The organism is Pseudoalteromonas xiamenensis, from assembly GCF_017638925.1.
Classification (GTDB): Bacteria; Pseudomonadota; Gammaproteobacteria; order Enterobacterales; family Alteromonadaceae; genus Pseudoalteromonas; species Pseudoalteromonas xiamenensis.
On record NZ_CP072133.1, the window covers coordinates 1,814,866 to 1,837,517 of the forward strand.

Below are 22,652 nucleotides of genomic sequence, written 5' to 3' on the forward strand. Positions count from 1 at the left end.
ATCACATTTATCCATTATAGGGAAACCATATCAGAATCCGAGTGACAACTGTCACAACATTCTCACCCGTCTACTTCGTCAACACTATAAACCGACACAAAAAGCCTTTATCATGAGCCAAAAAATGATCCCCCCTCACTCATGCGCATAGAACAACAAAGCTTACTTTTATTACACCTAGCCGTCTTACTCTTTGGTGGTACGGCTCTTTTTTCTAAATTAATCGATCTCGGCGCCTTAGACATTACGGTCTATCGAACAGCCATCGCGGGTTGTACGTTATTAGCGTTACGACTTATTCAGCGCAAAACCATTAAGCTCGACAGTCGCAGAGACTATTTTGTTGCGATTATGTTGGGTGTTGTGGTTGGACTGCATTGGGTGACTTATTTCGTTGGAATGCAACTGGCAGGAGTGACCATCGGGATCATTGCGTTTTTTACTTATCCTGTGATGACGGTTTTCTTAGAACCACTGTTTGCTAAAACAAGGCCACAGCTTAAAGACATTTTGATTGCTGTGGTTGTTCTTTTTGGTATTTATTTGCTTGTCCCTGAGGCTAATTTAGGCAATGACGTAACGCTTGGCATACTCACGGGTATTGTGTCTGGCGCGTTCTTTGCGCTTCGCAACATTCTCCAAAAGAAGTATTTCTCCGCCTACAGTGGCCCACATACCATGTTATATCAAACGTTTGTCGCAGCACTGATGCTGTGCGCATTTGTTGAAGTTCCTCCTCAAGCACTCACGGAACCCAGCGTATACCTATTACTACTCGCGGGGGTTGTTTTTACCGCTTTGCCTCATGCCATGTTTGCGCAAAGCTTGCGACACTTATCCGCCACCACCGCAGGTTTAATATCCTGCTTGCAACCCTTGTATGGAACTGTGCTGGCATTTATGCTGTTATCTGAGCGTCCAACCTTAACCACGTTAGTCGGTGGTTTATTGGTAATAAGCGCCGCATTTTATGAAACTTGGTCAATTTCAAAAAAGGCACGAGGTAAAAAATGAAGGTTTTTGCCCATCGCGGAGCCAGTGGTAACTTCCCCGAAAACACCTTGAGTGCAATTCAAGGCGCGCTCGTAAGCCAAGCTGACGGTATTGAAATCGATATTCAAAGCTGCAAAGACGATTTCGTTGTTTTACACGACATTTGGTTGGATAGGACAACATCGGGTGATGGTAAAGTCTCGGATTACACCGCAGCGGAGCTGGCTCAATTTGATGCAGGCCAAGGTGAAGCGATCCCTTCTCTCCAGCAAGTCTTTGACCTTGTCGGTACGCGCTTAGAAATTAATCTTGAACTCAAAACGGTACCAAATATCGAAGGTTTTATTGACCTCATTTTGCGTAACCTTGATGACCAGACTATCCGCATTGAACAGTTGCTTATTTCGTCATTCAATCACCCGCTACTGAAACGCGTAAAAGAATTGCTCCCAGCCGCACGAATTGGCGCATTAACGGCAAGTATTCCTCTTGAATACGCGAAATTTGCGCAAGACTTGAACGCATTTAGTTTGCATGTCGACCGAGAGTTTATTAATACTGATTTTGTTAACGACGCAAAACAGCGTGGACTTAAAGTCTACGCTTACACGGTCGATAAGCAAAAAGACATCGAACACCTTAAATCCTTGGGCGTTGATGGCATTTTTAGTAATTATCCATGCCAGGCAAAAATATTCTTAAGTACTTGATATTTTGAATAAATAACTAATACTTTAGGGCAATGGACAATCGAGGCCGCCCTACAATGAGTTGGTACATGCGCATTTATAACTTAATAGAAGAACACTTTTTCTTTACGCTTACACGGAAGATTGTTGGTAACTTAGCCTTTGTGTTGCTCTTCCAATTAGTCAGCTTTTACTGGCTTTATCAGGCACTAAGTGAGACGGCTCAAACCGTTGGCTGGTTCTGGGGACTGGTTTTCGTGACCTTGTCTGCGTTTGCTTTTACCGTGTTTTACATGTGCTATCTTATCGTGCGTCCCGTGCGAGCAATGCGCGACCAACTTATTCAAATCAATCACCAAAATGGCAATCTTAACGCCAAATTACCACAATTCACTTTTGATGAGTTTCGTGATCTTTCCGAGCAATACAACGCGTTCACGAGCAACTTGAGTAAATTGTTGGCCGACAGCTATGAAAGTGCGAAAGCGGCGGCGACCAGTACACACAGCGTGACTGATGCGATGCAAACCACCGTACAACTCGGTGCAAAACAAATCCGAGAAGGTGATACTATCATTGCCGCCAGCGATGAAGTCACCCAGAGTTTGCAAAGCATTGTGGTTAATACTGATGGTGTCTATCAAGCCAACACCGAAAGTTTAGGATTTGTGCGTAATTCCGCAAAAGAATTAACTGCGCTTGTGGCAGAAGTGAAAAAAATCACGGAGTTGCTTGGCAAGTTTTCGACCACCGTGTCAGGCCTTCGTGAAAACAGTGAAAACATTCGCAGTATTCTAAAAATGGTGGAAGAGTTTTCCGACCAAACCAACTTACTGGCGTTAAACGCCGCGATTGAAGCCGCCCGAGCAGGTGAAGCAGGACGTGGTTTTGCCGTGGTGGCTGATGAAGTGCGTAACTTGTCAGTCAAAGTGAATAACGCCACGAGGCAGATCAGCGAGTTTATCAATCAAATGAATGTGTTGGTGAGTGAAACCAATCAAGAATCCGAACAGTTGATAGCCCACTCCAGCAGTGCAGAGAAAGCCATTCGAGATACGTCAAACGGCTTTGATGCAATGACAAAAGAATTTGCGCACAATCAATCACAACTCGAAGCCATTGTCAGTGCAGTACACCAACTCGAAAATACACAAGCTCGCACACATCAAACCGTCGAGCAAATTGTTCAACTAGGACAAGATGCCAAAACACACGTAGACACCGCCGTCACAGCCTGCAAGCAAGCGGCGCGATTAAGTGAGAATACCCAAAAAGATCTACAGCGCTTTGTCAAATAACCCGAGCCTAAGCTCGGGTTACGTCAAAGGAAAGCACATCGGCTATGGTTGGTTTGTTAAATGCCAGCATCATGACCCTATCCAAACCAACCGCAACACCAGCGCAATCTGGCATACCGGCTTCCAATGCAGCAATAAAGCGAGTGTCGATATCGACAGAGGGCAAATCCATGGCCTGTCTTTGCGCATTGTCACGTTCAAAACGTGCTTTTTGCTCCGTCGCGTCAGTCAACTCATCGAAACCATTGGCCAGTTCAAGTCCTCGAAAATACAATTCAAATCGACTTGCAACACGTGTGTCTTCGGGATTTACTCGGGCAAGTGCCGCTTGTGAAGCTGGAAAATCATACACAAAACAAGGCACTTCCTGTCCTATTTGAGTCTCGACTTCCATACAAAAAAGCAGCTGTAACAACGTGTCCTTGTCATCTTCAATTTCGGCGATGTCTGCATAGCCTTTATCGCTGGCCAATCGCTTTAATGTTGCAACGTCCGCAGTCAAAGGACACACCCCTAAGTGCATGTTAAATGCCGTCTGATAGGACAAATACTCTGCTTTGCCACATTTCAGCAAGTCGATGATAAGAGCTTCAAGTTCCGCCATTAATGCGAAAGCATCAAAACCCGGTCGATACCATTCCAACATCGTAAATTCAGGATTATGCCGACTGCTCGCTTCTTCATTACGGAACACTTTGCAGATCTGGAAAATTGCACCACTGCCCGCAGTCACTAAGCGCTTCATCGCGTACTCAGGCGAGGTATGAAGAAACAAAGGTAAACCGTGCGCGTACCTAGGGCCTACAAACGTCGTTTCAAACGTACGTAAATGGACGTCACTAACGCCTGCTTGACTTAAAATGGGTGTCTCAACTTCCCATACGCCGCGCTCCGTGAAAAAGGCTCGCACTTGTGCCAGCATGCTTGCGCGCTGCTTGAGCGTGTCGATGGATGCACTTGGTTGCCACATGACGATTTACTCCTAAATTCCATCCAAAAAAAATCCCGGCTAACCGGGATTTTCGTAAGTCAAAATCATTTATTTGCTTACACGGCTCACGTATTCACCGCTACGCGTGTCAACTTTGATCACTTCGCCGATTTGTACGAACAATGGAACACGTACAACTGCACCAGTGGTGAGTGTTGCAGGCTTACCGCCAGTACCAGCTGTGTCGCCTTTTAGGCCAGGATCTGTTTCCGTGATTTCAAGCTCTACGAAGTTTGGTGGCGTTACCGCAATCGGATTGCCGTTCCAAAGTGTGATAGTACACATGTTGTTTTCAACTAACCACTTCACGTTATCGCCAACCGCTTTTTGATCTGCAGCGATTTGCTCAAATGTGTCGTTGTTCATAAAGTGCCAGAATTCACCATCAGTATATAAGTAGGCTAAATCCAGATCCATTACGTCTGCGCCTTCAACACTATCACCTGACTTAAATGTTTTTTCTAGCACTTTGCCAGAGATTAGCTTACGGATTTTTACGCGGTTAAATGCTTGGCCTTTACCTGGCTTAACCATTTCGTTTTCAAGGATCGAGCAAGGCTCGCCGTCGATCATAATTTTTAAACCGCCCTTGAATTCGTTGGTGCTATAATTCGCCATCGTATCCTCTAAATCTTCTATATATTGAGTTGCTATCCCCGTAATGATACAAAGAAATGAAGTTCATTTGCACAATAACTGGCAAAAAGAATTAACAAATGTGGTTACCGACCCTAAAGAGTTAATGCAAACCTTAGAAATAGATAGCTTTTTTGGCGAAAAGGATGTAGCGGCTAGACAACTATTTCCAATGCGTGTACCGAGACCTTTTATCGCAAAAATGCGAAAAGGTGACCCAAATGACCCATTGCTCCGTCAAGTTTTACCCCTTCATACTGAATTTCTGCAAAAAGCGGGATACGTTAAAGACCCTCTCGCTGAGCAAGAAAGCGCCATCCCAGGGCTTTTGCACAAGTACCAATCACGCGTATTGGTGTTATTCAAAACAGGCTGTGCCGTTAATTGTCGCTATTGCTTTAGACGCCATTTTCCATACCAAGACAATCAAATTAACAAACAAGGTTTGAGAAATGCGCTTGAGTACATCAATTCGGATAGCAAAATCAACGAAGTGATCTTAAGCGGTGGAGATCCGCTGATGGCAAAAGACGATTCGATTGATTGGTTTATGACGCAGCTAGAGCAAATAACTCACGTTAAACGTCTACGCATTCATTCGCGCCTTCCGGTGGTTATTCCGTCGCGAATTACAGACACGCTGTGCGCGCGCTTTAGTACCTCTCGACTTAAGGTCGTGTTTGTTCACCATATAAACCATCCCAACGAAATTGACGAGGTTTTTAAAGCGGCGGCCCAGCGTCTAAAGGCTGCACAGGTAACGCAATTAAACCAAACGGTGTTGCTTAAAGGAATTAATGATTCCGTTGACTGTTTAGCTGAACTAAGCGAGGCGTTGTTTGACGCAGATATACTGCCTTATTACTTGCATTTACTCGACAAGGTTGAAGGGGCGAGTCATTTTGATGTGGAAGAAAAAGAGGCGCGTCTACTGATGGCTGGGTTACTCGAGACGCTACCGGGCTTTTTGGTACCGAAGTTAGTAAGAGAAATCGGTGGCAAACGAAGTAAGACACCGATTGATTTACAACTACAGTAAGGAACGACTAAACGTAAACGTTAATGTTGTTCCCTAAACTTGCAGTGGTTGATTTAGCGGGGCTTTGAGCTGATGCTGTAGACCCTGCGGCTTCAATCAATGCAAGTGCTGCTCGACCATCTGCTTGCTGCTGTTTTTTAGCCAATGAAGCGCTGTATACTTCGCCACTTTGACCCATACCAGACATTACAGGAAGGTTACTTCCGGAAATATTCATAAGCATGTACCTGACATTTTGTTTGAATCCACGTAGACTATCGGCCGTTTTAGCGGAAACTTTAGGTTAATTATGCAATCGGTCATCGAACACTTGAACGAAAACCTTAAGGTCTTGTATCGCCAAGCTTTAGATGCGGACCAAAAACTGGATGAACTCCAGCGCCAAGGTCACGGCAAATTCGCCGCACTTTTTCAAAAAGACGCTGGATTCAACGTCGAATCAAAGCGCTTTAAACCTTACGTCCTCGATGTAGCTGCCGACGTTTCAGCGCTCAGCGAAGAGGATAATATGGACCAAGAAAAACTAAAGCACACTGTCGCTAAAATGCAGCAACTTCACAGTCTGCTTGCAAGCTTCAAATAAGTTGCATCTATACCAATTCTCTATCAACGGATATGCGAGTGAGAATTGGTCTTATGTTAGCTCGCTGACTTAGTGGTAGCAGGCAATATTGTCTGCTCAAACCATTCACTTAGTAAACGTTTGTCGTAATGGAATGATTCATTGTCACCGAGTCTTGATCGGTCCATGAAGGACATGTCTTTTAAGCGAACGGCTTGCCCTTCAGACAGCACTTTGCCGCTGTTATCTTTTAGCGTATAGCTGATTGTTAGACTTGGGAAATGAATCGGCTTTATTACTCGAATATCATTGCGTCCGTAGTGAACATCACCCGCTAAATCAATGTCATCAAAGCTCACTGCAAGGTTATAGCCTGCAGGCAGCTGTTCAGCGAGCTTATTCAAGTGCTTTTCGAATTGAGTGGCAATACGCTTATGATAGCCGCCTCGCGCTTCGTTTGAAGGATATACATCGCGATATTCTTTGAAGTCTTTCCACTGTACGGCAACTTCAGCAGCTTGTGCTGCACCGTGGCACAATCCAACTGCAACAAGCAAAGTAAAAAACGAACCTTTCATTTGAGCCTCCTTAGCAAGGAATCAGTACACGAGAATAGGACTGCATTTGACTTACTGTGGCACAAACTAAGACAAACGCCGACACCCTACAACATTCGATAACAACTTATACCACGTAACATTACTTTGGGCGATTTTTAAGACAACGTAATCCGTCTATCAAAAGCCTGAAGTGACTTATTACCCTTATACGATGAGTTAAGATCATCCAAACTTAATGGCCGCTTAAAAGCAAAAAACCCGACCTAAAGTCGGGTTTTTTGAACGATTGAACGTAAGGGCTTACATCATGCCCATGCCGCCCATTCCGCCCATGCCACCCATATCAGGTGCTGGAGCATCTTTCTTCGGTACTTCTGCAACCATCGCTTCAGTTGTGATCATCAGACCAGCAACTGACGGCGCGTATTGCAGTGCAGAACGCGTTACTTTAGTTGGGTCAAGAATACCCATTTCTAGCATGTCAGCGTAAACACCTGTTGCTGCGTTGTAACCGTAGTTACCTTCACCTGCTTTAACGTTGTTTACCACCACAGATGCTTCATCACCCGCGTTTGTCACGATTTGACGAAGAGGTGCTTCCATCGCACGAAGTGCAACTTTAATACCGTGGTTTTGGTCTTCGTTATCACCCGTTAATTCAGTGATTTTTGCAGCCACTCGTACAAGTGCAACACCACCACCAGGGACTACGCCTTCTTCAACCGCTGCACGTGTTGCGTGTAGCGCATCTTCAACGCGGTCTTTCTTCTCTTTCATTTCAACTTCAGTTGCAGCGCCTACTTTGATAACCGCTACACCGCCAGCTAATTTAGCCATGCGCTCTTGAAGTTTTTCTTTGTCGTAATCTGACGTTGCTTCTTCGATTTGTGCTTTGATTTGTGATACACGACCGTCGATCGCGCCTTGATCGCCCGCACCATCGATAATCGTTGTGTCATCTTTAGTGATCACAACGCGCTTCGCAGTACCTAAGTCTTCTGCTGTTGCTTTATCAAGTTCTAGACCTACTTCTTCAGAGATCACCGTACCGCCTGTTAGGATAGCGATATCTTGTAGCATCGCCTTACGACGGTCACCGAAACCAGGTGCTTTAACCGCCGCTACTTTCACGATGCCACGCATGTTGTTCACAACGAGTGTTGCAAGCGCTTCGCCTTCTAGGTCTTCCGCGATGATAAGTAGTGGTTTGCTTGCTTTAGCAACCGCTTCAAGTGTTGGTAACAATTCACGGATGTTAGATACTTTTTTATCCACTAATAGGATGTATGGATTATCTAATTCAACCGCGCCTTTTTCAGCGTTGTTGATGAAGTATGGTGATAGGTAACCACGGTCGAATTGCATACCTTCAACCACATCAAGTTCGTTCTCGAGTGATTGACCTTCTTCTACCGTAATAACACCTGATTCACGACCTACTTTTTCCATCGCTGTTGCGATGATGTCGCCGATTTCGCTGTCAGAGTTCGCAGAAATAGTACCTACTTGTGCAATCGCTTTTGCATCAGCACATGGCACTGAAAGCGCTTTAAGTTCTTGAACCGCTACAGCAACGGCTTTGTCGATACCACGCTTAAGGTCCATTGGGTTCATACCCGCTGCAACCGCTTTTAAACCTTCGTTCACGATTGCTTGAGCAAGTACTGTCGCTGTTGTCGTGCCGTCACCTGCTGCATCATTCGCTTTAGACGCCACTTCTTTTACCATTTGTGCGCCCATGTTTTCGAACTTATCTTCAAGCTCGATTTCTTTAGCAACAGACACACCATCTTTAGTGATTACAGGCGCACCGAACGATTTGTCTAGAACAACGTTACGGCCTTTTGGACCTAATGTTACTTTTACTGCATCTGCGAGAATGTTCACACCATTTAGCATCTTGCCACGTGCTTCACCTGCGAAACGAACTTCTTTTGCTGCCATGTTTAAATTCCTCTAAATTCGGTTGTTTGAAAATGGGTTGAGACGAATTAACCAACGATCCCTAGGATGTTGTCTTCACGCATGATCAAGTACTCTTGACCTTCGATTTTCTCAGCTTTTTCAATGTACGAGCCGAACAACACAGTGTCGCCTACCTTAACTTCAAGCGTTCTCACTTCACCATTATCTAGCACGCGGCCATTGCCAACAGCGATAACTTCACCACGAGTTGACTTCTCAGCAGCAGAGCCAGTTAAAACAATACCGCCAGCTGACTTGGTTTCTTCTTCAAGACGCTTAATGATTACGCGATCATGTAAAGGACGAATGTTCATTTTATTAAGTTCTCCTAACAGTTTCTGATCAACTACAGAAAATTCTTTTCAAATTAATTGCCTCTTTTAATGGGGGGTATTCGTTGAAAACCCAAGAGGCGAGTTAAAAAATTTTTTAATCTTTTCGCTCAAATTCGCCTTCGATGGTGTTCGAACTGGACGAGTTTGATTGTGGACGTGTCACTCTTGGTTCTGAGTAACTTTCAAAGCCAGATGTCTGAGCCGAATACCCAGCGACATGCACAGTAGCGTGTTTCATAATTTGGCTTGCTAGATGTGCACGCACCATCGGGGTCAATAATAAAAAGCCGAATGCATCCGTCATGATCCCAGGCGTTAACAACAATACGCCAGCTATGACCACACACAGACCGTCAAATAATTCTTTTGCGGGCATTTGTCCACGCGCCATTTCGCCTTGAACTGAGCGAAGAGCATGAACGCCTTGTTGCTTTACTAATCTCGCACCTAAAATTGCGGTGATGATCACAAGTGCAATAGTTGAAAAACCGCCGATTACTTCACTTACTTGGATGAGCAATGCAATTTCAATGATTGGCACTGCAATAAACAACAAAAATAAAAATCGAAACATAAGTTCTCCTGAGTAATGAAAGCGATCTATGGGCTAGGCGGTCTTAAATCAAGTCAACGTCAGTATCTTTCGCTACGGCGATTGACCGACAATGCGTACACTTTTTACTTTGCATTCGATAGACTGTATAGACATCAACGACATGAGAACCATCATGGAGCAATGCAAATATCGGCTGGTGTTTACGACAACTGGCAATGAGCAGCAAGCCAAAGCGCTTGCAACACAAATTGTGCAAAACAAATTAGCGAGTTGCGTGAACTTATTAAACAACGTGCACTCTATTTACGAATGGCAGGGTAACGTCGTTGAAGACACTGAGTGTAAACTCATTATTAAAACGCGTGCGGACAAAGTGGACGCGCTAAAACAATTTTTAATTGAACATCACAGCTACGACGTACCAGAGATCCAAGTTGTTCCGGTTGTTGATGGTCATGCCGATTATTTTCATTGGATGGACGAGGTATTAGGTTAATGCGGATTTTGCTGCTTTTATTGCTGAGTTTGGTGCTTCTGCCCGCACAAGCGACCACTTCAGTGTTAGACAATTTATTAGCCCCAAAACAACAAACGTTTTTACCCGTACATGAAGCGTTTAAGCTCGACTTTGATCAGCAAGGTAATACCCTATTTGTTGGATGGGACATTGCACCAGGTTACTACTTATATAAGAAGAAGCTTGAGTTTATCGGCAAAGGTGCATCCATCGCTTTGCCCGAATTTGACCACGGGACTGAAATCGACGACGAGTTTTTTGGTAAAACCGAAGTATATTTCAATCAATTTTCCGTGGTGGCGAAACTGAGTGATATCGTACAAGATGGCGTTATCAAGGTGCGCTATCAAGGCTGTGCTGAAGCAGGATTGTGCTACCCTCCTGAGATTTTCACCATTCCGTTAACGCCAACACAAACTCCCTCTGTTGCGGCGTCAGTTTTGTCAGCCATCGGTCAAGAACCTGAAATAACAAAAGACCCAACCACTGCACAAAAAGAAAACACGTCAACTGCTGGCGACCAAACGTTTACGGAAAAATTGGCAAACCAAGGGCTTTTAACCAACATTGGGCTGTTCTTTATCGCAGGCCTCGGTCTCGCCTTTACACCCTGTGTTTTCCCGATGTTCCCGATATTGTCTAGTTTAATTGCAGGGCAACAAGGCTTATCAACACGTAAAGCATTTGGCCTTTCCTTTGTTTATGTTCAGGGCATGGCCATAACATACGCACTGCTGGGCTTAGTGATCGCCCATTTTGGTGGGCAAGTTCAAGGTTATATACAACAACCGGTGGTATTAATCAGTTTCAGTTTACTCTTTGTGTTGCTCGCATTATCCATGTTTGGCTGGTACGAACTGAGTTTACCTAGTAAATTGACAGAAAAACTCACCAACATCAGTAATCAACAACAAGGTGGCAACATCCTTGGCGTGTTTATTATGGGCGTTTTGTCGGGCCTAATTGCATCACCTTGCACAACAGCACCGTTATCGGCTGCTTTATTGTATGTGGCACAAAGTGGCGACCTATTCGTTGGTGGGATCACCTTATATGCTCTCAGTTTAGGTATGGGTGTGCCATTGCTTTTACTTGGTACATCTGGCGGCAAACTACTACCAAAAGCAGGCGCTTGGATGGAACAGGTCAAAACCGCATTTGGTTTTGTCATGTTAGTCGTACCACTTGTACTACTCGAACGTATCGTTGATGGTCAATGGTTATGGACAGCATTTGCACTGTGGTGCATAGCTTTTTCCTTGTATCTTCATCATTGGCAAAGTGGACTTGTACAAAGTAAAGGAAAAACCGTGCTTTGAGTACTTGCGGTTATAGGGTTAATGGGGGGCGGATTGAGTCTTCATCACGTGTATTTTGAGCAAGCGCAAACGACTTTCTCTAAAACACCAGAGCTGCAAAAAGGGGGAGTTTACGCTAGTCGCGAACTTAGAGGAACTCGATAAAGCCGTGGCACAGGCCAATGCTGAAGGCAAAGTGGCTATGGTGGATTTGTATGCTGACTGGTGTGTTGCGTGTAAGGAATTCGAGAAATACACATTCCCAACACCAAAAGTCCAAAAGGCCTTCGAAAACTACGCCTTGTTTAAACTCGATTTAACCGAAAGTGACGAGCGCACCATCAAGATTATGGAAACCTTCCAAGTCTTCGGCCTCCCTAGCATTTTGTTTTTTGATGCCAATGGCGACGAACTCCCGCAATATCGCGTAACGGGTTTCGTTCGTGAAGAGGCTTTTGCCACGCATTTAGATCGCGTTTATTCTGCGGTCCATCCGTAATGTCAACGAGGGAGCGTTCAAGCTCCCTCTCTCATTAGACCAGTATTTTGCTGCTATTTACCTCGAACGCTCTATAATAGTGCACGAACGTGAGAAAAGTTTGCTATTTGTTGTTGAACGGCTTAAGTTAACAAACAAATCTGATAATAATTTTAGTTTGTTCACTTAACTCAGGGATTTCGCGAATTATGACAGCAAAGTTAAAGATTTTAGTTGTAAATGGCCCAAACTTAAATATGTTGGGTAAACGCGAACCTGAACGCTACGGCACGCAATCATTGAATGATATTTTGACTGCGCTGCACGCAACCGCACAACAACATAATGTAGTGCTGACAGACATCCAAAGTAACAGCGAAGCCGAATTGATAAATGCGATCCATGCTGCTTGGCAGCAAATAGACGCCATTATTATCAACCCTGCGGCTTTTACCCACACCAGTGTGGCGTTACGTGATGCGCTCCTCAGTGTTGCAATACCGTTTTTTGAAGTGCATCTCACCAACGTGCATGCACGCGAATCGTTTCGCCATCATTCGTATTTTTCGGATGTTGCGCAGGCGGTCATTTGTGGATTAGGTGCAAGAGGTTATGAAGCCGCTCTTTTTGGTGCTATCGACCTTTTGCAAAATAAAGATTAAACAAAAATTAACTAACAGGCGGGTCAAGCAATGGATATTCGCAAGATTAAAAAGCTTATCGAATTAGTAGAAGAATCAGGTATCGCGGAACTAGAAATCACTGAAGGTGAAGAATCAGTACGCATCAACCGTTACAGCAACGCACCAGTTATGCAAGCGCCTATGCACTATGCAGCAGCACCAGCCCCAATGGCAGCACCAGCAGCAGCGCCAGTTGCAGAAGCAGCTCCAGCGGCCGCGGCACAACCGTCAGGTCATCAAGTGAAATCTCCAATGGTTGGTACTTTCTACACGTCTCCATCTCCTGAAGCGTCTGCATATGTGCAAGTCGGTTCTAGTGTGAAAGAAGGCGATACGCTGTGTATCATCGAAGCGATGAAGATGATGAACCAAATCACTTCTGACAAATCAGGCGTTGTAAAAGCAATCCTTGTTGATAACGGCGAGCCAGTAGAGTTCGATCAACCACTCTTCATCATCGAATAATTGAGCACGAGGTCAACTCCATGTTAGATAAAGTGCTCATTGCAAACCGTGGCGAAATTGCGCTACGCGTATTGCGTGCCTGTAAAGAACTAGGGATCAAAACGGTGGCTGTGCATTCAACAGCAGACCGCGATCTAAAACACGTGCTTCTGGCTGATGAAACCATTTGTATTGGAAAGCCTGCTGCTTCTGAAAGCTACTTGGATATTCCTCGTATCATCGCAGCTGCGGAAGTAACAGACGCTGTTGCTATCCACCCAGGTTATGGTTTCCTATCTGAAAATGCCGATTTTGCTGATCAAGTAGAAAGAAGCGGTTTCATTTTTATCGGTCCTCGTGGTGACACCATCCGTTTGATGGGTGATAAAGTTTCTGCTATCGATGCAATGCGTAAAGCTGGTGTACCTTGTGTACCAGGCTCAGACGGCCCGCTGACAAACGACAATGACCGCAACCTACAAATCGCGAAACGTATCGGTTATCCAGTCATAATCAAAGCGGCTGGCGGTGGCGGTGGTCGTGGTATGCGAGTTGTACGCAACGAAGGCGAGTTGGTTAATGCGATCGCACTAACACAATCTGAAGCAAAACAATTCTTCGGTAACAGCATGGTTTACATGGAAAAATTCCTTGAAAACCCTCGTCATATCGAAGTGCAAGTACTTGCCGATGGCCAAGGCAATGCAATCCACCTAGGCGAGCGTGACTGTTCAATGCAACGTCGTCACCAAAAAGTCGTGGAAGAGGCTCCAGCACCAGGCATTACGGCAGAGATGCGTAAGTATATCGGTGATCGTTGTGTGCGTGCATGTATTGAAATTAACTACCGTGGTGCAGGTACATTTGAATTCTTGTACGAAAATGGTGAGTTCTATTTCATCGAGATGAATACACGTATTCAAGTAGAACACCCTGTAACAGAAATGGTTACCGGCATTGACCTCATCAAAGAACAATTGAAGATAGCAGCGGGTCAACCATTGTCTATCACGCAAGAAGATGTCGTGATCCGCGGTCATGCGATTGAGTGTCGTATCAATGCGGAAGACCCAGAAACGTTTATTCCATCACCAGGTAAAATCTCTCGATTCCACCCTGCTGGCGGTCTAGGTATTCGTTGGGATAGCCACATTTACGCCGATTACTCTGTACCTCCGCATTACGATTCAATGATAGGAAAGCTGATTACGTACGGTGAAAACCGTGATGTCGCGATTGCTCGCGCACGTAACGCATTGAATGAATTGGTTATCGATGGCATCAAGACCAATACACCTCTGCACAAGAAAATCCTTGCGGACGAAAACTTCAAAAATGGTGGTACAAACATCCACTATTTAGAAAAAAAATTAGGTTTGTAAAAACCCATTCTCCAAGCCGGCTATGCCGGCTTTTTTCATGCAGCAAACTTGCCTGTATTTTAAGCAATCGATTGAAAGACAGCTAAATTTTGGCAATTCATTAGTGACAAGCCAAACAAAAGTTTTTATACTGCCAGCGCTTTTAAGAAATCCCATTTCTTTATTCTGCACCTCAAATGGCCCTATAGCTCAGTTGGTTAGAGCACACGACTCATAATCGTTAGGTCCCTGGTTCGAGTCCAGGTGGGGCCACCATTTTCTCTTCTTTCCTAGATTATCCTTGAATCAACCCTATTTTGTTCAGTTCATCTATTTTGAACTATGCTTATCTAATCCGTTGTTCGTATTAAGCGTTTTGTAGTGTGACTCAGGTCAAAATCAATCGCCGACAGTTTTTGAAATCTTCTGCGTTGCTGAGCGTAGGTGCGTTAGTGGGTGGCATGGGGCCTTTATTTACGAGTAATGCGCAAGAGGTAGAAGCAGACAAACGACGTGCGGCTAAATACGTCATGCAATTTGCGTCGCCGTATTCTTCGGCTGAAGCCCTTTACATTCCCCATATGCATCGAGAATTTAAGGAAAATATTGAACAGTTTTCCCAAGGTCGTATTTTCGTGGAAATTGTCGATGCGGGACACGTTGGCATCGGTACTGAATTGATGGCCGCCGTTACTCGAGGACAAGTTGCCTGTGCACTCATTTCGGTTTCTAATCTCTCCCGAGTCTCTGCCTATTTTAGATATACTCAACATTCCCTTTTGGGCATCCAATGACCAAGCATATTTAAATTTAGTCACCTCGAGTTATTGGCAACAAAACGTGCTTGATGTCATCAAAGCCAAGAAGTCCACTTGAAGTGCTCTATCATTATGTCGTGGGAGCACGAACGCTTTCAGCGACTAAATCATGCGGTCGAATTTTTCGGCTACCAAATGAATTAAACAATGTCGTTGTGCGCGTGCCAGCCAGTCGAGTACTCGCGCAGTTTTACAAGATGACGCCTGCTAATGTGGTTGAAGTGCCTTGGTCGAAAGTCGCGGATATGGCCAGAACGGGACACATTGATGTACTAGACCCCGGAGTCGTCGGTCTTTACGCTGGTCCTTATCAATTGCGAGATCAGGTTGGGGCTATCAGTACACTTCAAAGTGTGCCAGATGCATGGGTGAATGTGGTCAACCAAACATGGCTAAATAATTTGCCTCGCTCTTTACGAGAAGCAGTAACTGCAGCCTCCGATGCAACCTTTAAAATGCATTTAAAAACCGTCCATCAAACGTATGAACGATGTCTCAATCAATTTATTCAACGAGGTGTTCAAGTCTATCATCCCAACGAAAGTGAGCGTGCGGTTTGGAACCAACAATTCGGCCATCATAATTTGCAGTGGCGCGCCATAAAACGAGAACTGCTCGGTACTGTTGATAACTTTGAGGCACTTCTTGCTGCAACAAAAGAAGCCAGTCGCTATCAGCTAGATTAATATCAAACACGTCAATGCGTTATATGGAAAGGTATGGGTCCTCGCGCGCGTCAACTTTACGCAAAGTTAATTGGTTCGTGTCGTTCAATATGCTATAAAAATAACCAAGAATTATTAAACGGATGTTGACGTGACACTCATGCAAAAGGTCTTCTGGACCATTTTCTTCTTTGGTAACGCCACCAGCATTGCGCTTTGGCAATACCACCCCGACGATTTCACCTTTTTTCTAGTTTGTTTTATCGGGTTGTACAGCATTCTTGGCTTGCACGACCTGTTTTTCTCCAAACGAAACCTCAATCGACTTTATCCCGTTGTTGCGTATTTTCGTTACTTTTTAGAATCTTTTCGTGTTGAAATTCAACAATATTTCATTGCCAACGACACCGAAGAGCGGCCTTTTAATCGCGAGGAGCGTTCGCTGGTTTATCAACGTGCGAAGAATGTCAGAGACACCATCGCGTTTGGTACACAACATGATTTACTTGAAGAGAATTATTTGAGTTTGTGGCACTCCTTAAAGCCGACTGAAGTTAAAGATGAAACAAAACGAATCACTTTTGGTGGTCCGGATTGTACTCAGCCCTACAGCGCCTCTCGATTAAACATCTCCGCCATGAGTTTTGGCGCGTTAAGCCACACAGCGATTGAAGCGCTGAATTTAGGGGCCAAGAAAGGTAATTTCAGTCACAACACGGGAGAAGGCGGCTTGAGTCCCTATCATCTGAAGCATGGAGGTGACATTGTGTGGCAAATTGGGTCCGGACTTTTTGGTTGCCGTACCTTGGATGGCCGTTTTGATGAAGAGACCTTCAAAGAAAAGGCACAACTGCCACAGGTTAAAATGATTGAAATCAAGCTCAGTCAAGGCGCTAAACCTGGTCACGGTGGTGTATTACCTAAGGCCAAGATTACGGAAGAGATTGCGCGGATCCGTTTGATAGATCAAGGCCAAGATTGCGTTTCACCGGCAATGCATCCTGAATGCCAAACCCCGAAACAGTTATTGCATTTTGTGGCTAAACTACGTGCACTTAGCGGGGGAAAACCTGTTGGGTTCAAATTGTGTATTGGTAATCCGGCTGAGTTTTTATCGATTTGCAAAGCCATGCTCGAAGAGAAAATCTATCCCGACTTTATCACCGTCGATGGGTCAGAAGGTGGCACAGGCGCAGCTCCAGTTGAATTTGCCAATTACCTAGGTATGACCTGCCTCGAAGGAGTGTATGTTGTACATAATGCCTTGGTCGGAACGGGTCTTCGTGAACACATTAAGGTCATTGCGTCTGGCAAAACGGCCTCAGCATTTGATTTACTCACCAAGCTTGCCCTTGGTGCAGATACGGTGAACGCAGCACGCACTATGATGTTTGCTCTTGGCTGTATCCAATCTAAACACTGTAATACCAACCGTTGTCCGACCGGCATTGCAACGCAAGACCCTGCAAGAGCCAAAGCTATAGACGTGGAAAATAAGAGTGAGCGTGTTAAAAACTTCCACAAGAACACGCTACATACCTTCTATGAACTGTTAGGTAGTATTGGCTTAGATGACCCAGACAAACTCCTTCCACAAATGGTAAAACGCCGCACACCACATGGCTTACAAATGTCTATAGGTAGTCTGGTGAAACCCTTGTCGACCGACGAGTTATTGATGTCGAGCGAGATAAACCACTGGACAAACTGGTGGCACAAGGCTTCCAGTGACAGTTTCAGTGTCTATGACGACAGCTTTTTAAAATAACCCAAAGCTAACCAGTTCATCACCTAGAAATACGCTCACCTGAGGTTCGTCTGATGGACAAAATTGTTCTTTATTATACGAATAATTTTGTCCCCCCACTTCGCTATACCGTCACAAAAAAGACCTAATTCAATTTTACTCGAACAACCAGCTGCCATTGCTGTGCTATTATTCACACTAACGTCCCCTTTGGTTTACTGCCTATCATGCTGCGTCATTTTTGGTGTTTTCTCTTTATCACACTCTCAATCAATGCCTTTAGCGCGACGCCTAGCCCCGAAAAAGAACGACCGATGTCCGTTGTGATGGTAAATCCATCCGTTAAAGATGACCCTTTTTGGCGTAAAGTAGAGCAGCTTACGCAAGAGGCCGCGACACAATTGGGTGTTCATTTTGAAGTGATTTACGGTGAAGGTAACCGCTTCGCGCAGCTTGATGTGCTTAAGCGCTACTTAGAATATCGTGCAACCCCTGACTACCTCATTCTCATTAACTACCCAGGTGGTGCTGAGCAATCCTTGTCGATGCTTAGCAAATACAACATCAAATTTGTCACGTTAGAACAAACGATTTCAGGCGCAGAGAGAACCGCAATAGGTCATGCTGGGGAGCATTTCAAAAATTGGTTAGGTGAGATATACCATGACAATTTTAAAGCGGGCTATCTGCTCGCCAAAACCCTGACACAAACACTTCAGCAACCCAAAGAACTCGTTAAACCCATATTGATTAATGGTCATTACGGTAGTGAGTCAGATGCGCGTAGCGACGGTGCTAAAGCCTACTTTAAAGAACAAGGTATCGACGTTGCCCAAACAGTTTTTGCTGCGTGGTCAAAAGACCAAGCCATGGAGAAAACCGAAAAATTAATGAAACGTTACCCTGACACAAATTTGATTTGGTGTGCGTCGGACCTCATGGCTCTGGGCAGTGAAACCGCATTGCGGCAATCGGCAACAACATCCCATGTGGCGATTGGTGGCTTTGATTGGCTTGATGATGCGTTGGCCTTCATTGAAAAAGATAAATTGAGTGCATCGGTCGGCGGGCATTTCATGATGGGCGTATGGGCGCTCATATCTCTATATGACTACCACCATGGCAATCCATATTGGGCAACACATCAGAAAATGGAGTTTGATTTGGAAGCAATCACGAAGGACAACATTGCTCAATTTAGTGCAATACGGCAGTCCAAAGAGTGGGAAAAAATTGATTTCAGAGCACTGACACTCACCCATAGCGGGCAAAAAGACTACCAAGTCATTCATCGCTTTGACGAGTTACTCCATTCCTTGAAATAACCTCGCCAAGCGCGGGCCTCACTTTGGTGAGCTAAGGGTTTGTCCCATTAAACTCGGTTTAACCAAGATTCGACCGCTTTCTTCGGGTATAGAATTTCCTTAAACAAACGATGACGTTCAAACGCCAACTCTCGCTCACGGCTTGGTAAACCCGCTTGAACTAAACTGTGGTGCTCATTAAATCGCCCAATTAAACTAATCTGGGTAAAATCATCTTGAGACTTAGGTTGTAAACGGCGTTTCAAAAAATCTCTGACATCATCTGCTGTCATTAACCCTTGCGCGTCTAAATTCATTAGTTCTTTTTTAAGAGTAGAACGAATGCCCATGTTTTCTCCAATTTAGTGCAAAATACAACGCTTCATTTGGCGGATTGCAAGATACACACCAATTACTGCATTTATATGAAAGACACTTCGAAAACGAAAAAAGTTGCGTTCGTTATCGCACAAAAACGGTATACTATCGTAAAGCAGATTGAACGCCTGTAAGGTTTGATGATGTACGAGATTGAATTAGAAGAAGAACCAATCGAATTGTGTAATTTGTTAAAACTCATGGGTCTTGCGGATACGGGTGGACAAGCAAAACTGTTTATTAGTGAAGGTTATGTGCACCTAAATGGTGAGCTTTGCACGCAAAAGCGCAAAAAAATCTACGCGGGCGATCAGTTTAGCTTTAATGACGAAGAGTTTGTGGTGTCACTAGCAGAAGGTGTCGTCCCTGCTGAACGCGCACAGTCAACCCCCATGCCTCACACGGCAAGTCAAACAGCTCAAACCGCACCAAAACAAAATAAGCCGGCTAAAACATCACGAGCGGATAAATCACGTGACAAGAAAACCGGTCGAAAACCAATTTCCTTCGGTTAATCCATAATCACCGCGACAAAGTCGCAGTTTAAGATGGGCATTGCTTTACGACGATGCCCCATTGCAACAAACGTTAGTTTAGGTTTTTCACCAAACGGCGTTAATTCGATTTCCTCACGCAATTCGAATGATTGCTCTTCAAAGTATCCATCATCACTGTCATACCTAAGCGTCAAGTAGGGTTGGTAATATCGCCAGTCCCCACGCCATTGACCATCTTGTGTTTTCCATCGGTAATTTGCGTTGAACACGATGGGCCGCTCGGATTGTTCACAGTGTTGGGCAACCATTAACTCCGGCACAGTTCGCACTTTTGACTCGTCAATCAAATATAAACCCACGTGCCCATTGCTGAACGAGTGTTTGTCTTGGTTGAAATCCTGAATATCCAAGGATTGAAATCCAATATGTTGAACTAACTCCCTGAGCGTATCATAGAGCGCACGATTTTCATTCCCTGGGAATTTATTCAATCGAGCACCCGAATAGCTGCTGGGCGTCCGGCTCGACGCAATCTCATAGGCAATATGATGCTCGTTGAGCGACTGCTCAACTTGAGCTTGTCGAGATTCAGAGAGTGTTTCCATAAATACATGTACTTTTGAATTCTGGCAGCCCAATAAAATTAACGCAATAACACAGAGCACAGAATGACGCATAGCAAGTCCTTTTATTGTAGATTACACTCGTAATCTACAAAACATTCCCGTACCTGACAAGTGGAAAAATCCATTTTCTCAGCGGCATTTTCTTTTTTTGGCATTTTGTGGTGATGGGCAAACTGAACACAATCGAGTAAGCTGCGAACAACAGCGGTTTTTAATTTAAGGAAGTTACATGTCGATTTGGTTTCGTCCAATCACCCTCGAATTCTGTCAGCAACTCGATGAAGGAATGCATGGCAAAGGCTCTTTAATGAAGACATTGGGTATCACCGTAAGCGAAATCGGCGATGACTTTATCGTGGCAACCATGCCTGCAACACCAGACCACCACAACCCAATTGGTATGGTCCATGGCGGTGCGAATGTGGCATTAGCGGAAACGGTCGCAAGCTACGCTGCCAATTTTGTTGTTGATTTTGAGAAGTTTTATTGTGTCGGCCAAGAGATTAATGCAAACCATTTGAAAGCCTCCCGAAATGGTTTATTGACCGCGACAGCACGCCCGTTACATCTTGGCAAACGCACCTCCGTATGGGAAGTCAAAATCGTAAACTCACGTGGGGAGTTATGCTGTGTATCAAGGATGACTGCCGCCGTCATTGAACGCGCGAAGGCACAAGATTAATCGCGATTTCGGATAGTTTGATCTGCCGCAACACTCGCGCCATTAGCTCTCGCCATCTGGCAACCACTCTCTATACTGGACATAGACAACGAGATTGGAAGTACCAAATGGCGCAAAAAACACTCATCCGAATTCTGCATTTAGTTATTGTGTCTGGCCTGTTGCTAATTTTTACAGGACACTATCTCGTGACTTCGGATACCTTAAATCACCTTGGCCCACTTGGCTTTGTTATCGGCGCAAGTTGTATTGCCTTAGGCCTGATTATGTCCCTGCCAACTAAAATCTATCTGACGATTCTGTTGATGCGTCGAGAGAAACCCTCGACACAAGAAAAGCCAAGTGTTTAAACAACACTATTCGCTTTGCTACCCACTGCGAGACTCAACAAAGTTTGCTATGCTATCGTCTCGTTGAACGTTTGAGATTACGATGGATTACATTGACACCTTAGTCGTGGGTGCAGGTTGCATCGGGCTTGCTATTGCCGCTCGTTTATCTGAAAAACACGAAGTATTGCTGGTCGAAACCGAAAAACAGTTTGCTATGCACACCAGTAGTCGTAACAGTGAAGTCATTCATGCGGGTATCTATTATCCGACCGACAGTCTCAAAGCCACACTGTGTGTTCTTGGCAAAGCGCTGCTCTATGAGTACTGTCGACGTCGAAAAATCCCTTATGCCCAACTCGGTAAAGTATTAGTCGCCGTGAATGCATCGGAAACGTCGTCACTCAACGCCTTAGTAGCGCAGGCAACGTTAAACGGCGTGGAAGATTTGGCGTTTTTATCCAGGCAACAATTATCGCACTACGCACCTGACATAAAAACACATCAAGGCGTGTTATCTCCCTCAACAGGCATTATCGACAGCCATCAGTTCATGCTATCTCTTCTTGCACAACTGGAACAACATCAAGGATCACTAGTCTGCCAAACACAAGTCACCCATATTGACGTCACCAACGACGGATTTATTGTGACGCTCAACAGCCAATCCGAAACGATGCAGCTTCGCTGTCGACAACTCATCAATGCCGCTGGCCATGGCGCACAGCCTTTGGCACATAGTATTATGGGGCTAAACGCCGCCACTATTCCCGAGCAGTTTTTTTGTCGAGGCGTGTATTTTCGATACCATGGTCAACACCCATTTAAGCACCTAATATACCCGATGCCTGAAGCACATGGTTTAGGCGTACATGCGACGCTAGATCTCAATGGTCAGTTGAAATTCGGCCCAGATACGGAGTTTATCGATTCGCTTGATTATCACCTAGACGAGACTCGGCAGTACGCTTTTGTCGAGGCAATTAGACGATATTGGCCTAACCTAGATGCCAGTAAGCTACTACCTGATTATACCGGAGTAAGACCTAAGCTCAGTCAATCTGGCTTTCAAGATTTTGTCATTCAAAGCCGAAAAGATCATGCTGTACCAGGTCTTGTTAACTTATATGGGATTGAGTCGCCGGGATTGACGGCGAGTTTAGCGATTGCTGAATACGTTGAAAGGGCTCTTGAAGATTAG

General features: G+C 44.8%; 26 protein-coding genes, 1 tRNA gene and 1 pseudogene. 19 read left to right on the forward strand and 9 right to left on the reverse strand.

Going from position 1 to position 22,652, the window contains the following annotated elements; genetic code table 11:
- The first annotated feature begins 141 nt into the window (after positions 1–141).
- From J5O05_RS08775 to J5O05_RS08785, 3 genes are read left to right on the forward strand one after another with little or no spacing between them, the layout of a single operon-like run.
- Positions 142–1,014, forward strand: coding sequence for a DMT family transporter (locus tag J5O05_RS08775; RefSeq protein WP_208841749.1), 873 nt, complete (start codon positions 142–144; stop codon positions 1,012–1,014).
- Complete coding sequence (locus J5O05_RS08780; protein ID WP_208841750.1) at positions 1,011–1,703, forward strand: glycerophosphodiester phosphodiesterase; 693 nt, start codon at positions 1,011–1,013, stop codon at positions 1,701–1,703. The genes J5O05_RS08775 and J5O05_RS08780 overlap by 4 nt, the downstream gene beginning before the upstream one ends.
- Positions 1,704–1,759: 56 nt before the next feature.
- The gene (locus J5O05_RS08785; RefSeq protein ID WP_208841751.1) at positions 1,760–2,980 is read left to right on the forward strand and encodes a methyl-accepting chemotaxis protein; all 1,221 of its coding nucleotides are present in this window, start codon (positions 1,760–1,762) and stop codon (positions 2,978–2,980) included.
- 7 nt (positions 2,981–2,987) lie between these two features.
- Here J5O05_RS08785 and epmA read toward each other — a convergent pair whose 3' ends face one another.
- Positions 2,988–3,950: an elongation factor P--(R)-beta-lysine ligase gene (gene epmA, locus J5O05_RS08790; RefSeq protein ID WP_208841752.1), complete on the reverse strand. Its 963-nt coding sequence runs from the start codon at positions 3,948–3,950 to the stop codon at positions 2,988–2,990.
- Positions 3,951–4,019: 69 nt separating this feature from the next.
- Complete coding sequence (gene efp, locus J5O05_RS08795; protein ID WP_208841753.1) at positions 4,020–4,589, reverse strand: elongation factor P; 570 nt, start codon at positions 4,587–4,589, stop codon at positions 4,020–4,022.
- 43 nt (positions 4,590–4,632) lie between these two features.
- On the opposite strand from efp, the gene epmB reads away from it, so the two are divergent.
- Complete coding sequence (gene epmB / locus J5O05_RS08800) at positions 4,633–5,646, forward strand: EF-P beta-lysylation protein EpmB (protein WP_208841754.1); 1,014 nt, start codon at positions 4,633–4,635, stop codon at positions 5,644–5,646.
- Positions 5,647–5,653: 7 nt separating this feature from the next.
- Here epmB and J5O05_RS08805 read toward each other — a convergent pair whose 3' ends face one another.
- The gene (locus J5O05_RS08805) at positions 5,654–5,863 is read right to left on the reverse strand and encodes a hypothetical protein (protein WP_208841755.1); all 210 of its coding nucleotides are present in this window, start codon (positions 5,861–5,863) and stop codon (positions 5,654–5,656) included.
- A 72-nt stretch (positions 5,864–5,935) separates the two neighbouring features.
- Between J5O05_RS08805 and J5O05_RS08810 the strand changes: the two genes are divergently transcribed.
- The gene (locus tag J5O05_RS08810) at positions 5,936–6,229 is read left to right on the forward strand and encodes a prephenate dehydrogenase (protein WP_208841756.1); all 294 of its coding nucleotides are present in this window, start codon (positions 5,936–5,938) and stop codon (positions 6,227–6,229) included.
- Between the two features lie 56 nt (positions 6,230–6,285).
- Here J5O05_RS08810 and J5O05_RS08815 read toward each other — a convergent pair whose 3' ends face one another.
- From J5O05_RS08815 to J5O05_RS08830, 4 genes are all read right to left on the reverse strand, one after another.
- Positions 6,286–6,786: a DUF3016 domain-containing protein gene (locus tag J5O05_RS08815; protein ID WP_208841757.1), complete on the reverse strand. Its 501-nt coding sequence runs from the start codon at positions 6,784–6,786 to the stop codon at positions 6,286–6,288.
- Positions 6,787–7,068: 282 nt separating this feature from the next.
- The gene (gene groL / locus J5O05_RS08820) at positions 7,069–8,712 is read right to left on the reverse strand and encodes a chaperonin GroEL (protein WP_208841758.1); all 1,644 of its coding nucleotides are present in this window, start codon (positions 8,710–8,712) and stop codon (positions 7,069–7,071) included.
- A gap of 47 nt (positions 8,713–8,759) precedes the next feature.
- Positions 8,760–9,047 (reverse strand): co-chaperone GroES, encoded by a 288-nt coding sequence (locus J5O05_RS08825; protein WP_208841759.1) that lies wholly within the window; start codon positions 9,045–9,047, stop codon positions 8,760–8,762.
- A 115-nt stretch (positions 9,048–9,162) separates the two neighbouring features.
- Positions 9,163–9,642 carry an FxsA family protein gene (locus J5O05_RS08830; RefSeq protein WP_208841760.1) on the reverse strand — a complete coding sequence of 160 codons (480 nt, stop codon included), beginning with the start codon at positions 9,640–9,642 and terminating at the stop codon, positions 9,163–9,165.
- Positions 9,643–9,733: 91 nt separating this feature from the next.
- On the opposite strand from J5O05_RS08830, the gene cutA reads away from it, so the two are divergent.
- From cutA to J5O05_RS08875, 10 genes and pseudogenes are all read left to right on the forward strand, one after another.
- The gene (cutA, locus tag J5O05_RS08835) at positions 9,734–10,120 is read left to right on the forward strand and encodes a divalent-cation tolerance protein CutA (protein WP_377097405.1); all 387 of its coding nucleotides are present in this window, start codon (positions 9,734–9,736) and stop codon (positions 10,118–10,120) included.
- Positions 10,120–11,938: pseudogene (locus tag J5O05_RS08840) on the forward strand (protein-disulfide reductase DsbD). The gene cutA and the pseudogene J5O05_RS08840 overlap by 1 nt, the downstream one beginning before the upstream one ends.
- 188 nt (positions 11,939–12,126) lie before the next feature.
- On the forward strand, positions 12,127–12,579 hold the full coding sequence (aroQ, locus tag J5O05_RS08845) for a type II 3-dehydroquinate dehydratase (protein WP_208841761.1): 453 nt from the start codon (positions 12,127–12,129) through the stop codon (positions 12,577–12,579).
- 30 nt (positions 12,580–12,609) lie between these two features.
- Complete coding sequence (gene accB / locus J5O05_RS08850; RefSeq protein WP_208841762.1) at positions 12,610–13,065, forward strand: acetyl-CoA carboxylase biotin carboxyl carrier protein; 456 nt, start codon at positions 12,610–12,612, stop codon at positions 13,063–13,065.
- Positions 13,066–13,085: 20 nt separating this feature from the next.
- Positions 13,086–14,426, forward strand: coding sequence for an acetyl-CoA carboxylase biotin carboxylase subunit (gene accC, locus J5O05_RS08855; protein WP_208841763.1), 1,341 nt, complete (start codon positions 13,086–13,088; stop codon positions 14,424–14,426).
- A 178-nt stretch (positions 14,427–14,604) separates the two neighbouring features.
- A tRNA-Ile gene (locus J5O05_RS08860) sits at positions 14,605–14,681 on the forward strand.
- Positions 14,682–14,788: 107 nt separating this feature from the next.
- Entirely contained in the window at positions 14,789–15,199 is a 411-nt protein-coding gene (locus J5O05_RS21800) for a substrate-binding domain-containing protein (protein WP_244369508.1), read from the forward strand.
- Between the two features lie 53 nt (positions 15,200–15,252).
- Positions 15,253–15,909, forward strand: coding sequence for a type 2 periplasmic-binding domain-containing protein (locus J5O05_RS21805; protein ID WP_244369510.1), 657 nt, complete (start codon positions 15,253–15,255; stop codon positions 15,907–15,909).
- A gap of 130 nt (positions 15,910–16,039) precedes the next feature.
- Positions 16,040–17,656, forward strand: a complete 1,617-nt coding sequence (locus J5O05_RS08870) for an FMN-binding glutamate synthase family protein (protein ID WP_208841764.1) — start codon at positions 16,040–16,042, stop codon at positions 17,654–17,656.
- Between the two features lie 206 nt (positions 17,657–17,862).
- Positions 17,863–18,960 carry an ABC transporter substrate-binding protein gene (locus tag J5O05_RS08875; protein WP_244369512.1) on the forward strand — a complete coding sequence of 366 codons (1,098 nt, stop codon included), beginning with the start codon at positions 17,863–17,865 and terminating at the stop codon, positions 18,958–18,960.
- Between the two features lie 47 nt (positions 18,961–19,007).
- Here J5O05_RS08875 and J5O05_RS08880 read toward each other — a convergent pair whose 3' ends face one another.
- Positions 19,008–19,289: a hypothetical protein gene (locus J5O05_RS08880; protein WP_208841765.1), complete on the reverse strand. Its 282-nt coding sequence runs from the start codon at positions 19,287–19,289 to the stop codon at positions 19,008–19,010.
- A 171-nt stretch (positions 19,290–19,460) separates the two neighbouring features.
- Between J5O05_RS08880 and J5O05_RS08885 the strand changes: the two genes are divergently transcribed.
- The gene (locus J5O05_RS08885) at positions 19,461–19,832 is read left to right on the forward strand and encodes an RNA-binding S4 domain-containing protein (protein ID WP_208844499.1); all 372 of its coding nucleotides are present in this window, start codon (positions 19,461–19,463) and stop codon (positions 19,830–19,832) included.
- On the opposite strand, the gene J5O05_RS08890 is transcribed toward J5O05_RS08885, so the two are convergent.
- A complete protein-coding gene (locus J5O05_RS08890; protein WP_208841766.1) occupies positions 19,829–20,491 on the reverse strand; it encodes a hypothetical protein in 663 nt (220 codons plus the stop codon). The two genes, J5O05_RS08885 and J5O05_RS08890, sit on opposite strands and share 4 nt — an antisense overlap.
- Before the next feature lie 178 nt (positions 20,492–20,669).
- On the opposite strand from J5O05_RS08890, the gene J5O05_RS08895 reads away from it, so the two are divergent.
- From J5O05_RS08895 to J5O05_RS08905, 3 genes are all read left to right on the forward strand, one after another.
- Positions 20,670–21,122: a PaaI family thioesterase gene (locus tag J5O05_RS08895; protein ID WP_208841767.1), complete on the forward strand. Its 453-nt coding sequence runs from the start codon at positions 20,670–20,672 to the stop codon at positions 21,120–21,122.
- A 107-nt stretch (positions 21,123–21,229) separates the two neighbouring features.
- Complete coding sequence (locus J5O05_RS08900) at positions 21,230–21,472, forward strand: hypothetical protein (protein ID WP_208841768.1); 243 nt, start codon at positions 21,230–21,232, stop codon at positions 21,470–21,472.
- 82 nt (positions 21,473–21,554) lie between these two features.
- On the forward strand, positions 21,555–22,652 hold the full coding sequence (locus J5O05_RS08905; protein WP_208841769.1) for an NAD(P)/FAD-dependent oxidoreductase: 1,098 nt from the start codon (positions 21,555–21,557) through the stop codon (positions 22,650–22,652).